At 48.5% G+C, this 406-nt stretch carries 1 protein-coding gene; it reads left to right on the forward strand.

Annotation, left to right across the window (positions count from 1 at the left end; translation table 11 throughout):
• On the forward strand, positions 1 to 291 hold a 291-nt coding region (gene hisG / locus B3180_RS05465; protein WP_349677608.1), incomplete at its 5' end, for an ATP phosphoribosyltransferase.
• Positions 292 to 406 lie beyond the last annotated feature (115 nt).

The raw sequence follows: 406 nt of genomic DNA on the forward strand, positions 1-406 counted from the left end.
GAAGAAAAACAAGCCATGATAGATCAGTTGCTGCCACGCATAGACGGTGTGCAAATGGCGCGGGAAAGCAAATACATTATGCTGCACGCCCCAAAGAACAAATTAGAGCAGGTAGTAGAGCTATTACCTGGCGCAGAAACACCGACTATTCTGCCGCTTAGCCACACCGACGAGCAAGTTGCCGTACACATGGTCAGCACCGAGAAGCTATTCTGGGAAACCATGGAAGATCTTAAGTCTATGGGCTGCAGTTCAATACTTGTATTGCCTATTGAAAAAATGATGGGGTGATCATGAGTGAATTACAGATACCCATTGAACAATGGCAAAGCCTGTCGGAAGCGGAGCAAGCTCAACGCTTAGCGCGCCCCGGACGGACTCAGGCGGAATCTTTACGTGAGAAAGT

Source organism: Idiomarina sp. UBA4206 (genome assembly GCF_002383015.1).
GTDB classification, from domain to species: Bacteria; Pseudomonadota; Gammaproteobacteria; order Enterobacterales; family Alteromonadaceae; genus Idiomarina; species Idiomarina abyssalis.